Raw genomic sequence first — 12,688 nt, forward strand, 5'->3', positions numbered from 1 at the left:
GCTTCACCACCATTCCCAGTGGATCTTCTTACGCGATCCATGCCTGCCAGGTGGACTCATGGCCGGCCACCCACTTCTTCGCCGCCTCCTCGGGCGTCAGTTTCTGGTCGGCGATCATCAGGGAGACCTCGTTCTGGTCCTCGGTCGTCCACTTGAACTTCTTCAGGAAGGCCGCCGCCTTGCCGCTGCTCCGGGCGAAGTCCGCGTTGAGGTACTTCTGCAGCGGGGTGTGCGGATAGGCGCAGGCGACCTTCTCCGGGTCGGCGTCACAGCCCTCCTTGTAGGCGGGCAGCTTCACCTCGGTCATGGGGACCTTCTTGAAGAGCCACTGCGGTGAGTACCAGTAGGTGAGGAAGGGCTTCTTCTCCTTGGCGAACTGCCTGATCTGGGTGATCTGCGCGGCCTCGGAACCGGCGAACACGACCTGGTAGTCCAGCTTCAGGTTGTTCACCAGCGCCTTGTCGTTGGTGACGTAGGAGGGCGAGCCGTCCATCAGCTGGCCCTTGCCGCCGCTCTCCGCGGTGCGCATCTGCGCGGCGTACTTGTTCAGGTTCTTCCAGTCGGTGACGTCCGGGTGCGCCTTGGCGAAGTACGTCGGGACGTACCAGCCGATGTGCCCGGTGACCCCGAGGCCACCGCCGTTGACGATCGTCTTCTTGTCCTTGACGTAGCGCTGTTCCTGTTCGGGGTGGCCCCAGTCCTCCATGATCGCGTCGACGCGGCCCTGGCTGAGCGCGTCCCAGGCGGGGACCTCGTCGACCTGCACGGTGTCGACGCGGTAGCCGAGCTCGTGCTCCAGCAGGTACTGCGCGACGGCCACGTTGGCCTGCGCGCCCACCCAGGACTGCACGGACAGGGTCACGGTCTTGGCGCCCTGCGCGTTGGCGAAGGGCGAGGCCTGCTGGGTCATGTCGGCGGCACCGCAGCCGGTGAGCAACAGCAGGGAAGCGGCACCGGCCACTACGGCAGTCGTACGTACGCGCATGTCACGCTCCCTTCTTCGCGCGGCGTTCCGTCGGCTGGGTCACCCGGTCGAGCATCAGGCCGAGGCAGACGATGGCTGCGCCGGCCACCAGGCCGGTCGCCAGGTCGCCCTGGGCGAGGCCGAAGACGGCGTCGTAGCCGAGCGCACCGCCACCGACCAGGCCGCCGATGATGACGACGGCGAGGACCAGGACCACGCCCTGGTTGACGGCGAGCAGCAACGCCGGGCGGGCGAGCGGGAGTTGGACCTGGCGGAGTTGCTGCCAGGCGGTGGCGCCGAGCGAACTCGAGGACTCCAGCGCGGCCGGGTCGACCTGCCGCAGCCCCTGCGTGGTGATGCGGACGACGGCGGGCAGCGCGTAGACGACGGCCGCGGCGACCGCGGGTGCGCGGCCCACGCCGAAGAGGGCCACCACCGGGATCAGGTAGACGAACTGCGGCATCGTCTGGAAGACGTCCAGGACGGGCCGGAGCAGCCGTTCGACACGGTCGCTGCGGGCGGCCGCGATGCCGGTCGCGAAGCCGATGACGAGTGTGACGGCGACGGCGGCGAGGACCTGGGAGAGCGTGTCCAGGGACGGCTCCCACACGCCGAGCACGCCGATCGCGGCCATGGCGAGGACCGCGGTGAGCGCGGTGCGCCAGGTGCCGATCAGCCAGGCCAGGGTGGCGACCACGAGCAGCACCGACCACCAGGGCAGCCACTGCAGGCCTTCCCGGAGCGGGTTCAGGACCCAGGTGGTGAAGTGGGCGGCCCAGTCTGCGGTGCCGCCGACGACGGGGACGCCGGAGTAGAGGTGGGCGGTCATCCAGTCGACGCCACGGTTGACGGGCTGGGCGATCTGGACGACCCAGGCGTCGGGCCAGTCGAGGCGGCCCATGAGACGTCCGGCCACGGCCACGGCGAGGGCGGCGGCGAAGGCGTACGCCCAGCCCCTGCGGCCGGAGCCCTCGGTGCCGTCTCCGGCGGCCGCCGTCACCCGGTCCAGTACGACGGCGAGCAGCACGATCGGGATGCCCGCCGCGAGCGCCGCACCGACGTCGACCGACGCGAGCGCCTGGTAGACGCGGTCACCGAGGCCGCCGGCGCCGATGACCGACGCGATGACCGCCATCGACAGGGCCATCATGATCGTCTGGTTGAGGCCGAGGAGGAGCTCCTTGCGGGCCAGCGGGATACGGGCGGTCAGCAGGCGCTGCCGTGCGGTGGCGCCGAGCGAGTCGACCGCTTCCAGGACCTCCTTGTCCGCGCCGCGCAGGCCGAGGGCGGTGAGGCGGGCCATGGGTGGGGCGGCGTAGACGACGGTGGCGAGGACGGCCGCGGGAACGCCCATGCCGAAGACCATGACGACGGGGAGGAGATAGGCGTAGGCGGGGAGCACCTGCATGGTGTCCAGGACCGGGCGCAGGGCGCGGTCCATGCGGTCGGAGAGGCCCGCGGCGAGTCCGAGGAACGCGCCCACGACGACCGAGGCCAGGACGGCCACGACCATCAGGGCGAGGGTCTGCATCGTCGGCACCCACATGCCGAGCAGACCGCAGGCGAGGAACGCGGCGGCGGTGCCGAGGGCGAGCCTGATGCCGGCGACCCGCCAGGCGACGAGGGCGCCGATCGCCGTGACGCCGGCCCAGCCCGCCGCCAGCAGCACCAGGTACACGGCACGGACGCCGAGGACGACCGCGTTGCTGACGTGGCCGAAGAAGTAGAGGAACAGCGGATGGCTGTCCCGGTTGTCGACGATCCAGTCGCTGGCCGTGGTCAGCGGGCCGGAGAAGTCGACGGTGAGGGCGTCGGGCCAGGTGCCGCTCGCCCAGCGGGCGTTCGCCAGCGGGACGAGGATCGCGGCGACCGCGGCGAGCAGCACGAGCTTGTGGACCGCGCGGTGCCGGAGGACGGCGGGGACCGTACGGGGGACGGGAGCGGTGACCGTAGCCATCAGACCGCCTCCTTGGCGGTCCCGGCCACCACCCCGAGCAGTGCGTCCGAGTCCACCACCCCGACACATCGGCCCTCGTCGACGACCCTGGCCGGAGCCCCTGCCCGTGCGACCGCCTCGATGGCCTCGGAGACCGTGGCGTCGGGCGCGACGGCCGGGCCGTTGCCCTGCTCCGCGGCCGACGCGGTCCGCATCGCCGTACGGACCGTCATCACCTGCTCGCGCGGCACGTCACGGACGAACTCGCGGACGTAGTCGTCGGCCGGTGACCCCACGATCTCCTCCGGGGTGCCGAGCTGGACGACGCGGCCGTCGCGCATCAACGCGATGCGGTCGCCCAGCTTCAGCGCCTCGTTCAGGTCGTGCGTGATGAAGACCATCGTGCGGCCCTCCTCGCGGTGGAGGCGGACGACCTCCTCCTGCATGTCCCGGCGGATCAGGGGGTCGAGGGCGCTGAACGGCTCGTCGAACAGCAGGACCTGGGGGTCGGCGGCGAGAGCGCGGGCCAGCCCGACGCGTTGCTGCTGACCGCCCGAGAGCTGGCTCGGCCGGCGCTGTTCCATTCCCTCCAGGCCGACCTTGGCCACGACGTCCGCCGCGCGGGCCCGGCGCTCCGCCTTGCCGACGCCCTGGATCTCCAGGCCGTAGGCCACGTTGTCGAGGACCGTGCGGTGCGGGAGCAGGCCGAAGTGCTGGAAGACCATCGCGGCACGATGGCGGCGCAGTTCGCGCAGGCGGGACTTGTCCATGGCGCGGACGTCCTCGCCGTCGATGGCGATGGTGCCGGCCGTCGGTTCGATGAGGCGGGTCAGACAGCGGACCAGCGTGGACTTGCCGGAGCCCGACAGCCCCATCACCACGAAGACCTCGCCCTTGCGGACGTCGAAGGAGACGTCCTGGACGGCGGCCGTGCAGCCGGTGCGGGCGCGGAGCTCGGCGGGGGCCAGCCCCATGAGCTCCGGGTCCTCGGGGATCCGGTCCGCCTTCGGGCCGAAGACCTTCCACAGGCCGTCGACGGAGAACACCGGGTTCTCGGCCGTCGTGCTCGACGTCTCAGTCGTACTCGTAGCCGTACTCATCACGCACCGCCTCCGATCAGGTCCACGGCCCTCTCGCCGACCATCAGCACCCCGATCATCGGGTTCACTGCGGTCATCGTCGGGAAGACCGAGGCATCCGCGATGCGGATGCCGTCCAGGCCGCGGATCCGCAACTCCGGGTCCACCACGGCTAGTTCGTCGTCGGCGGCGCCCATACGGCACGTTCCCGCCGGGTGGTACACGGTGTGGGCGACCTTGCGGGCGTACTCGCTGAGCTCCTCGTCACCGGTGACGGAGGGGCCCGGGCACACCTCTCGCTTGAGCCAGCCCGCCAGCGGCTCGGTCCGGGCGATCTCACGGGCGATGCGGATGCCGTCGACCAGCGTGCGGCCGTCGTAGTCGTCCTCGTCGGTGAAGTAGCGGAAGTCGAGGGCGGGCTTCTCGGACGGGTCGGCGCTGGTCAGGTAGAGGCGTCCACGGCTCTTGGGCTTGGGGATGTTCGGGGTCATCGAGACGCCGTACGCGGGCCGTTCGTAGCCCAGTCGCTCCGGGTTGTCCGTGAAGGGGACCTGGTAGAAGTGGAACATCAGGTCCGGGCCCGCGTGGTCGGGGTCGCGGCGGACGAACAGGCCCGCGTCGGAGTCCATCGCGGAGTTCTCCGGGATGGGCCCGTGGGTCTCCCAGACGATCACCGACTCGGGGTGGTCGAGGAGGTTCTCGCCGACACCGGGCAGGTCCTGGACGACGGGGATGCCGAGCGCTTCGAGGTCCTCGCGGGGGCCGATGCCGGAGTGCAGCAGCAGGCGCGGCGAGTCGACGGCGCCCGCGCACAGCACGACCTCGCGACGGGCCCGTACGACGAACTCCTCGCCGTCCGCGGCCCGCACGTGGACACCCTGTGCGCGCGTGCCGTCCAGGTCGAGCCTGTACGCCCAGGTCTCCAGCAGGATCGTCAGGTTGGGGCGCTCGTCCATCACCGGGTGCAGATACGCCACGGACGCCGAGGACCGCTTGTTGTTCTCGGGGTGGTAGGCGAGGTCGAAGAAGCCGACGCCGTCGTCGAAGGGCTTGCGGTTGAAGCCCTCGACGCGCGGGACACCGGTGGCGGCCTGGGCCGCGTCGACGAAGTCGCGGGCGATGGCGTTCCGGTCCTTCTCGTCGACCGGGACGATGTTGTTGAGGAGGCGCGCGTAGTACGCCTCCATGGGTACCGCGCCCCAGCCCTTGGCGCCGTTCGCCTCCCACTCGTCGAAGTCGGACGGCAGCGGCTTGAAGGCGATCAGCGTGTTGTGGGAGGAGCAGCCGCCGAGGACGCGGGCCCGGCTGTGCCGGATGTGGGAATTGCCGCGTGGCTGTTCCACTGTCGGGTAGTCGTAGTCCAGGTCGCCGCCGAGCAGGCCCATCCAGCGGCGCAGGGTGAGGACGTCGTCGCGGCCCACGTCGCTGGGGCCGCCCTCGATGACGGCGACGGTGACATCGGGGTTCTCGGTGAGGCGGGAGGCTATGACGGAGCCGGCGGTACCACCGCCGACGATCACATAGTCGTATTCATGTTGGTGCATGGGGGTACTCCAGGGACGTGCGGTGAGCAATTGCTTCAGCCGGCGAACCAGCGGACGGGCCGCGGCGCGAGGTTCTGGTAGATGTGCTTGGTCTCGCGGTACTCGGCGAGGCCGGCCGGGCCCAGCTCGCGGCCGGTGCCGCTCTTGCCGAAGCCGCCCCACTCCGCCTGGGGAAGGTAGGGGTGGAAGTCGTTGATCCAGACGGTGCCGTGGCGCAGACGGCCCGCGACCCTGCGGGCGCGTCCGGCGTCGCTGGTCCAGACGGCGCCCGCGAGGCCGTACTCGGTGTCGTTGGCGAGCGCGACCGCCTCGTCCTCGGTGCGGAAGGTCTCGACGGTGAGGACGGGACCGAAGACCTCTTCGCGGACGACCGTCATCTCGCGGTGGCAGGCGTCCAGGACGGTCGGCTCGTAGAAGTAGCCGTCGCCCAGGCCCTCCGGCCGCTTTCCGCCGGTTCGCAGCACGGCGCCCTCCGCCAGCGCCGAGGCCACGTACCCGTCGACCTTGGCGCGCTGCTGCTCGGAGACGAGCGGCCCGCACTCGACCCCGTCGTCCGTGCCGCGCCCGAGCCGGATCCGCCCGGCCCGCCGGGCGAGTTCGGCGACGAAGCGCTCGCGGACGGACTCCTCGATGATGAGCCGTCCGCCCGCCGAGCAGACCTGGCCGCTGTGGATGAACGCGGCGTTCAGGGCCTGGTCGACGGCGGTGTCGAAGCCCTCCTCCGTGGCGCAGGCGTCGGCGAAGACCACGTTGGGGTTCTTGCCACCGAGTTCGAGGGCGACCTTCTTGACCGAAGGGGCCGCGGCCTGTGCCACCTTGGTGCCGCTGGCCAGGCCGCCGGTGAAGGAGACGAGGTCGACGTCGGGGTGCTCGGCGAGCCGGGCGCCGACCGAGTGGCCGGGCCCGGTGACGATGTTGGCGACGCCGGCCGGGAGACCCGCCTCGACGAGCAGCTCGATCAGCGCGATCGTCGTCAGCGGTGTGATCTCGCTCGGCTTGACGACGAAGGTGTTGCCGGCCGCGAGTGCGGGGGCGATCTTCCAACTGGCCTGGAGCAGGGGGTAGTTCCAGGGCGTGATCAGCGCGCACACGCCGACCGGCTCGTGCACCACGACGCTGTGGATGTCGGGCGAGCCCGCGTCGACGACCCGGCCGGAGGATTCGGCGGCGACGAGGCCGGCGAAGTAGCGGAAGGCGTCGGCGACACAGTCGATGTCGACGCGGCCCTCTTCGAGCGTCTTGCCCGCGTCCCGGCTCTCCATCAGCCCCAGTCGCTCGCGATCGCGAACCAGCAGATCGGCGACGCGGTACAGCAGCGCGGCGCGCTCGGAGACGGGGGTGCGCGGCCAGTCGCCGTGGTCGAAGGCCTGCCGTGCGGCGGCGACGGCCAGGTCGGTGTCCTTCTCGTCACCCTCGGCGACGACGGTGAACGGCTGCGCGTCCGCGGGGTCGAGGATGTCGCGGGTCGCCCCGGAGGCGGCTTCGCGCCACTCGCCGCCCGCGTGGATCGTCTGCCGCGCCTGTCGCGCGTGCTGTCCGGCCATGATCGCTGTCGCTCCGTTCCTGTTCAGTTCCCCTGAGTCACACGGGTGTCACTCACGGGGACCGTCACCGCCTGCCCTCGGCCTCGCATTGCATGCGCAATCGATGCCTGAAAGTGCGCCGCATCACTGAACATGCGGACAAATAGGGGTGAATCGTACGCTGAGTAATGGTCCACGGAGGTGACGCATGCCAGGGAAAGCGTTGATCTGCGCGACGGCGGCACTGCTGCTCTCACCGGTCCTGATCGCCGCGGACGACGGCGACGATCTGACCGCCCGGCAACTGGCCGACCAGGCGAAGGACAATCTCCTCGACGCCGAGTCCGTCCGTCTGAAGCTGACGGACCGCGGCGCGAGCGCGACGACCAGCAGAACGCAGCCGACGTCGATGGATCTCTCCCTCGACCAGGACGGCAACTGCGTGGGGTCGATGCGGATGGGCTCGGGCGGCGGCAGCGTCGAGATCGTCAAACGGGGCGACGAGGTGTGGATGAAACCGGACCGGACCTTCTGGAAGGCCCAGGTGCCCGGCAGTCAGGGCGAGGAGGTGGCCGAGCTCTTCGAGAACCGCTACATCCACGGCTCCACGAACGACGCCATGCTCAAGGGCCTGGCCGACACCTGCGATCTGACCTCCTTCCAGCAGGACGTCGAGGGCGACGACAGTTCCGAGAAGACGCCGTTGAAGAAGGGCGAGGAGACCACCGTCGACGACAAGAAGGTGATCCCGCTGACCGGCACGGAGGACGGCAAGAAGGCGATCCTCTACGTCACCTCGGACTCCCCGCACCAGCTGGTCAGGGCGGTCCAGCGCGGCGACGGCACCAACACGACGCTGACCTTCACGGACTACGACAAGCCGGTGCCGACCGCGACCCCCTCGGCGGACGAGTCGGTCGACGTGGGCAAGTTGCAGGAGGAGCTCCAGAAGACCTGAGAACCCATGGACCCGGCCGAAGTCTTTGACTAAAGTCAAAGACTATGAGCCCAGGACACCCCGAGCCCGTGTCGACGGACGACGTGGCCGCCCTCCGCCGGTTCAACCGCTACTACACGCGCCGCATCGGAGCGCTCGACGACCACTACCTCGGCCAGGACCGCCCGCTCGGCGCGGCACGGCTGCTGTTCGAGATCGGCGAGGGCGCGTCCCTGCGCGAGCTCAGGAGCCGTCTCGGACTGGACGCCGGGTATCTGAGCAGGATGGCGAAGACCCTGGAGTCCCAGGGCATGGTCCGGATCAGCGTGCACCCCGAGGACAACCGGCTGCGCAGGATCGAGCCGACCCCGGCCGGCCGCACCGAGGTCAAGGAGCAGAACCGCCGGGCCGACGCCCTCGCGGCGGGCCTGCTGTGCGGCCTCACCGCCGGCCAGCGCGCCGACCTGACCAACGCCCTGGCCACCACCCGCCGCCTGCTGCGCCTCGCCGCCATCACGGTCGACCTCGTCGACGGCCACAGCCCCGACGCCCGCGCCTGCCTCGACGCCTACGCCGCCGACATCGACGCACGCTTCCCGGAGGGCTTCGACAAGTCCGACCTCGTCCGGCCGGAGGAGGTCTCCGGGGACACCGGGGCGTTCTTCGTCGCCCACGAGGAGGGCCGGCCGGTCGGCTGCGGGGCGCTGCGCCGTCTGAAGCCCGGCGTCGGGGAGGTCCGCCATGTGTGGGTGCACCCGGAGGCCCGCCGGCTCGGGCTCGCCCGACGCATCCTCGCGGCACTCGAACAGGCCGCGTCGGCAAGGGGGTTGACCGTCGTACGCCTCGACACGCATGCCGCGCTCACCGAGGCGCAGGCGATGTACCGGGCGGCCGGATACACGGAGATCCCGGCGTACGTCGACCACGTCTACGCCAGCCACTGGTTCGAGAAACGCCTGCCCGTCATCCCCTGACCCGCTTACAGGCACATACCCGTCGTCGGACAGAACGAGCTCAGGGCCGCCGTCAACGGTTCGCGGATCTGCGCCACGGACGTGGTCTCGGGGCCGCTCGCCCGGATCGCGTAGAACTCTCCGTCGGCCGCCTCGAAGCGGTGGTCGACGACCTGGCGCGCGCCTTTGTCCTCGTCGTCGTAGCGGTAGGTCAGCTCGGACCAGGTCTCGCCCTCGTCGCGTTCGAGGGCCTGGTAGCCGCGCTGGCGGGCGAAGCCGTAGCCGGGGTCGTTCTCGGCCAGGCGCAGGGAGTCGGCGGGGCTGTCCTCCGAGAGCCGGAAGATCTGGAGCTGGCGGCCGTCGCCAGGGGCGTCGTAGTAGACCACGGGCGCCTTCTCGCCGTCCTTCTGTCTGCGGGTCCAGTCCTCCGGGACGAAGAGCGTGTACCCGACGGGATCCGCGACGCTGCGGTAACCGGGAGCGGGCGTCGGCGCCGGGGAATTCAGGGGCGAGACCGGAGGCGTGGACTGCGGGGCGGTGGTCTGCGCGGGGGTGGTCACAGGGGCCGAGGTCACAGGGGGCGAGGTCGTGACGGCGACGCTCGTTCCCGGGGTGGCCCCGGGGCTCGTCGAGCCCTCACGGGTCAGGAACCAGGCACCCGCGCCGATGCCCGCGCCCAGCACGGCCATCGCGGTGAGGATCACCAGCAGCCGGCGGGGGCCGGGCGAAGGAGGGGGAGGAGGCGGCTGCGGCACATACGTCGGGGGCGGCGGCGGGTACGGTGTTCCGCCGGACTGCGGCGGGGGCGCGGCCCAGGGCGGCGGGGTCATCGACGACCGTGTCTCCGCCGAGGCCCAGGGCGGCGGTGTGTGTGACGTCTGCGTCTCCGCCGACGCCCATGGCGGCGGGGAGCCCTGCCCCCGCGTGCCCCAGGCCGCCTGGCCGCTGTCCTCGCTCGGCTCGTGCTCGTCGGAGCCTGAGCTGTAGCCGTTCCATCCGCTCATCGCGAACCCCCCGAATCACCTTGGCGGGTAACGTTCTTGACGGTAGCGGTGAAAACGGGCGCGGGCCCCGCTCCGTGAGAAACCGGAACAGGGCCCGTGCAGGCTCGTGACAGAAGCCGTGTGGCCTCCGCGGAGCGTTCGGCTCAGATGAGGCCGAGGGCGCGGACCGCCTCGCGCTCCTCCGCAAGCTCGGCGACGGAGGCGTCGATCCGGGCGCGGGAGAACTCGTTGATGTCCAGGCCCTGGACGATCTCGTACTTGCCGTCCTTGGTGGTGACCGGGAAGGAGGAGATCAGGCCCTCCGGGACGCCGTAGGAGCCGTCCGACGGGATGCCCATGGAGGTCCAGTCGCCGTCCGCGGTGCCGTTGACCCAGGTGTGGACGTGGTCGACGGCGGCGTTGGCGGCCGACGCGGCGGAGGACGCGCCACGGGCCTCGATGATCGCGGCGCCGCGCTTGGCGACGGTCGGGATGAAGGTGTCGGCCAGCCACTGCTCGTCGTTGACGACCTCGGCGGCGTTCTTGCCGGCGATCTCCGCGTGGAAGATGTCGGGGTACTGGGTGGCGGAGTGGTTGCCCCAGATGGTCAGGCGCTTGATGTCGGCGACCGTGGTGCCCGTCTTCTTCGCGAGCTGGGTCAGCGCGCGGTTGTGGTCGAGGCGGGTCATCGCGGTGAAGCGCTCGGCCGGCACGTCCGGGGCGGCGGCCTGGGCGATCAGGGCGTTGGTGTTGGCCGGGTTGCCGACGACGAGGACCTTGATGTCGTCCGCGGCGTTGTCGTTGATGGCCTTGCCCTGCGGCTTGAAGATGCCGCCGTTGGCCTCGAGGAGGTCACCGCGCTCCATGCCCTTGGTGCGCGGGCGGGCGCCTACCAGGAGGGCTACGTTGGCGCCGTCGAACGCGACGTTCGGGTCGTCCGAGATGTCGATGCCCTGGAGCAGCGGGAACGCGCAGTCGTCCAGCTCCATGGCGGTGCCCTCGGCGGCCTTGAGCGCCGGGGTGATCTCCAGGAGGCGCAGCTTGACCGGCACGTCCGCGCCGAGCAGCTGGCCGGAGGCGATGCGGAAGAGCAGGGCGTAACCGATCTGGCCGGCCGCGCCGGTGACGGTGACGTTCACGGGAGTGCGGGTCATGGCGTTCTCCGTATGACAGCTGGCGGTGGGGCGGCACTGCCCCGGGCCCGGGTGGGACGTACAAATGATCGATCTCTTGGTATCAAGAGATCCACCGGTCAGGCTATCGCGCATCCGGGATGCCGGACCGCCGGGTCCCTGTGGCCCACCCCACAGAACGGCCCCGGAGACAAGAAGAGGCGGCCGCCCGTCCGGGAGAGGGGGGACGAAGGCGGCCGCCGTATGGGGGTACCGACGTGGCCGGACTCCCGTGGGGGTACGGTTCGCGTGCCCACGATTCGTCCGGCCATGCCTGCGGCCCCGAAATTGTTCCCGGCCTCGCCGACTACGCGGCGTCTACTGGGTGCACCCCTTCTCCCCCGCCGCCAGCGTCACGCAGGCGGTGGCGTCGCCGGCGTCCTTCACCGCGACCATCGGTGTGTACGCGATGGTGTCCCCGGCCGTGCCGATCGAACCGGTCTGCTCGGACTTGCCGGCCGTCACCGCGACCTTGTCGCCCTGCGCGGCCTGCGTGATACGGCCCCACGCGGCACCGCAGGTCTTGCTGTAGCGGACCTCCACGACCGTCGTGCCGACGGTGGCGGTCTGGGCGGTGGTCACCAGGTCCCCGCTGCACCCCATGCTCTCCGCGTCCTTGCCGGTGCAGGAGGCACCGCTGCACTCGACGCCGGGCGGGAGGTCGACGGAGGCGGTGACACTCGGGGAGGGCGAGGCGCCCGAGCCCTCGTTCTTCTTCTTGTCGTCGCCGTTCGTGAGGAAGTACGCGGCGCCGATCACCACGAGCACCCCGACGACGCCCGCGAGGAACATCGTCAGCCGCCGCCTGCCGCCGCCACCGGCGTGCGCGGCGGGACGGGGGCCCTGCGGGGGCTCGCCGTACGACGGGCTCGGGGACGGCGTCGACACCGGGCGGGCCGGGCTCTCCGGGGCGCGTCCGCCCGACGGCGAGGGTCCGTTGTATCCGGCCATTCCCCAGGAGTTGGGGCCTTCCCGGACGTCCGGCGTCGAGTCCCGGACCTCGGGCGACGTCGGCTGCGGCGGCACCGACGGGACCACGCCCGCGGGCCCGGCCACCCCCGGGGTCGCCGTGGCGCTGGTGCTCTTGCGGGCGGTCTTGCCGCCCTTGGCGTTCGCCGGGGGCGCCCCGAACTCGCCGAGCGCGGCACGCGCCTGGGAGATACGGATGGCCTCCATGGTCATGTCGTGGCGCATCTCGGAGCGGCTCCAGGCGCGCTCGGCGAGCTCCCACATCGTCGTCAGATGGATGGGATTGGTGCCGGTGACCTCGGCCAGGGCGACGATCGCGCCCTTGGGCGCGAGCAGCCGGCCGTTGAGATAACGCTCCCAGGACGTCTTGCTGTAGCCCGTGCGGTCGGCCAGCGCCGCGACGCTCAGTCCGCTGCGGTCCACGAGCCGCCGCAACTGGCTGGCGAACTCCCTGACCTGCGGATCCAGTTCATCGGGCAAGGCCCTCCAACGAGGCATTGCTTCCCCCTCTTCCCCCCGGTCGTGCTGGCTGTTGCTGCGCTTCCCGCGCGTGTGGCGCCCTCTGCCGAGTCCCCGTCTGGCTACCCACAGGGATGCGCCCGCCAAGGATCTCAGTTCCCGGGGTGGG

General features: G+C 71.0%; 10 protein-coding genes. 2 read left to right on the plus strand and 8 right to left on the minus strand.

The window, feature by feature from the left end:
- Positions 1-28: 28 nt before the first annotated feature.
- Genes ACIOHP_RS02125 through ACIOHP_RS02145 form a run of 5 tightly spaced genes read right to left on the minus strand, consistent with a single transcriptional unit; the run spans position 29 to position 7,067 of the window.
- A complete protein-coding gene (locus tag ACIOHP_RS02125; protein WP_401882492.1) occupies positions 29-985 on the minus strand; it encodes an ABC transporter substrate-binding protein in 957 nt (318 codons plus the stop codon).
- A 1-nt stretch (position 986) separates the two neighbouring features.
- The gene (locus tag ACIOHP_RS02130) at positions 987-2,921 is read right to left on the minus strand and encodes an ABC transporter permease (RefSeq protein WP_401882495.1); all 1,935 of its coding nucleotides are present in this window, start codon (positions 2,919-2,921) and stop codon (positions 987-989) included.
- Entirely contained in the window at positions 2,921-4,000 is a 1,080-nt protein-coding gene (locus ACIOHP_RS02135) for a glycine betaine/L-proline ABC transporter ATP-binding protein (RefSeq protein ID WP_401882498.1), read from the minus strand. The genes ACIOHP_RS02130 and ACIOHP_RS02135 overlap by 1 nt, the downstream gene beginning before the upstream one ends.
- Positions 4,000-5,523 carry a GMC family oxidoreductase gene (locus tag ACIOHP_RS02140; protein WP_401882501.1) on the minus strand — a complete coding sequence of 508 codons (1,524 nt, stop codon included), beginning with the start codon at positions 5,521-5,523 and terminating at the stop codon, positions 4,000-4,002. Before ACIOHP_RS02140 ends, ACIOHP_RS02135 begins: the two co-directional genes overlap by 1 nt.
- A gap of 35 nt (positions 5,524-5,558) precedes the next feature.
- Positions 5,559-7,067: an aldehyde dehydrogenase family protein gene (locus ACIOHP_RS02145; protein WP_361550947.1), complete on the minus strand. Its 1,509-nt coding sequence runs from the start codon at positions 7,065-7,067 to the stop codon at positions 5,559-5,561.
- Between the two features lie 187 nt (positions 7,068-7,254).
- On the opposite strand from ACIOHP_RS02145, the gene ACIOHP_RS02150 reads away from it, so the two are divergent.
- Together ACIOHP_RS02150 and ACIOHP_RS02155 are read left to right on the plus strand one after the other, a co-directional pair.
- Positions 7,255-8,004, plus strand: coding sequence for a hypothetical protein (locus tag ACIOHP_RS02150; RefSeq protein WP_401882504.1), 750 nt, complete (start codon positions 7,255-7,257; stop codon positions 8,002-8,004).
- Between the two features lie 44 nt (positions 8,005-8,048).
- Positions 8,049-8,957, plus strand: coding sequence for a GNAT family N-acetyltransferase (locus tag ACIOHP_RS02155; protein WP_401882507.1), 909 nt, complete (start codon positions 8,049-8,051; stop codon positions 8,955-8,957).
- A 5-nt stretch (positions 8,958-8,962) separates the two neighbouring features.
- Here the strand turns inward: ACIOHP_RS02155 and ACIOHP_RS02160 are convergent, their stop codons facing one another.
- The 3 genes from ACIOHP_RS02160 to ACIOHP_RS02170 form a co-directional block, all read right to left on the minus strand.
- Positions 8,963-9,940, minus strand: coding sequence for a hypothetical protein (locus tag ACIOHP_RS02160; protein ID WP_401882510.1), 978 nt, complete (start codon positions 9,938-9,940; stop codon positions 8,963-8,965).
- A 143-nt stretch (positions 9,941-10,083) separates the two neighbouring features.
- Positions 10,084-11,073, minus strand: coding sequence for a malate dehydrogenase (locus tag ACIOHP_RS02165; protein WP_361550935.1), 990 nt, complete (start codon positions 11,071-11,073; stop codon positions 10,084-10,086).
- A gap of 336 nt (positions 11,074-11,409) precedes the next feature.
- Positions 11,410-12,558 (minus strand): DUF2690 domain-containing protein, encoded by a 1,149-nt coding sequence (locus tag ACIOHP_RS02170; RefSeq protein WP_401882512.1) that lies wholly within the window; start codon positions 12,556-12,558, stop codon positions 11,410-11,412.
- Positions 12,559-12,688 lie beyond the last annotated feature (130 nt).

It is taken from the genome of Streptomyces sp. NPDC087859, from assembly GCF_044742595.1.
GTDB classification, from domain to species: domain Bacteria; phylum Actinomycetota; class Actinomycetes; order Streptomycetales; family Streptomycetaceae; genus Streptomyces; species Streptomyces canus_F.

Coding starts and splice junctions, on each gene's coding strand:
- ACIOHP_RS02130 (WP_401882495.1), bottom strand. CDS start 2,921: ATGGCTACGGTCACCGCTCCCGTCCCCCGTACGGTCCCCGCCGTCCTC.
- ACIOHP_RS02135 (WP_401882498.1), bottom strand. CDS start 4,000: ATGAGTACGGCTACGAGTACGACTGAGACGTCGAGCACGACGGCCGAG.
- ACIOHP_RS02170 (WP_401882512.1), bottom strand. CDS start 12,558: ATGCCTCGTTGGAGGGCCTTGCCCGATGAACTGGATCCGCAGGTCAGG.
- ACIOHP_RS02145 (WP_361550947.1), bottom strand. CDS start 7,067: ATGGCCGGACAGCACGCGCGACAGGCGCGGCAGACGATCCACGCGGGC.
- ACIOHP_RS02140 (WP_401882501.1), bottom strand. CDS start 5,523: ATGCACCAACATGAATACGACTATGTGATCGTCGGCGGTGGTACCGCC.
- ACIOHP_RS02165 (WP_361550935.1), bottom strand. CDS start 11,073: ATGACCCGCACTCCCGTGAACGTCACCGTCACCGGCGCGGCCGGCCAG.
- ACIOHP_RS02155 (WP_401882507.1), top strand. CDS start 8,049: ATGAGCCCAGGACACCCCGAGCCCGTGTCGACGGACGACGTGGCCGCC.
- ACIOHP_RS02160 (WP_401882510.1), bottom strand. CDS start 9,940: ATGAGCGGATGGAACGGCTACAGCTCAGGCTCCGACGAGCACGAGCCG.
- ACIOHP_RS02125 (WP_401882492.1), bottom strand. CDS start 985: ATGCGCGTACGTACGACTGCCGTAGTGGCCGGTGCCGCTTCCCTGCTG.
- ACIOHP_RS02150 (WP_401882504.1), top strand. CDS start 7,255: ATGCCAGGGAAAGCGTTGATCTGCGCGACGGCGGCACTGCTGCTCTCA.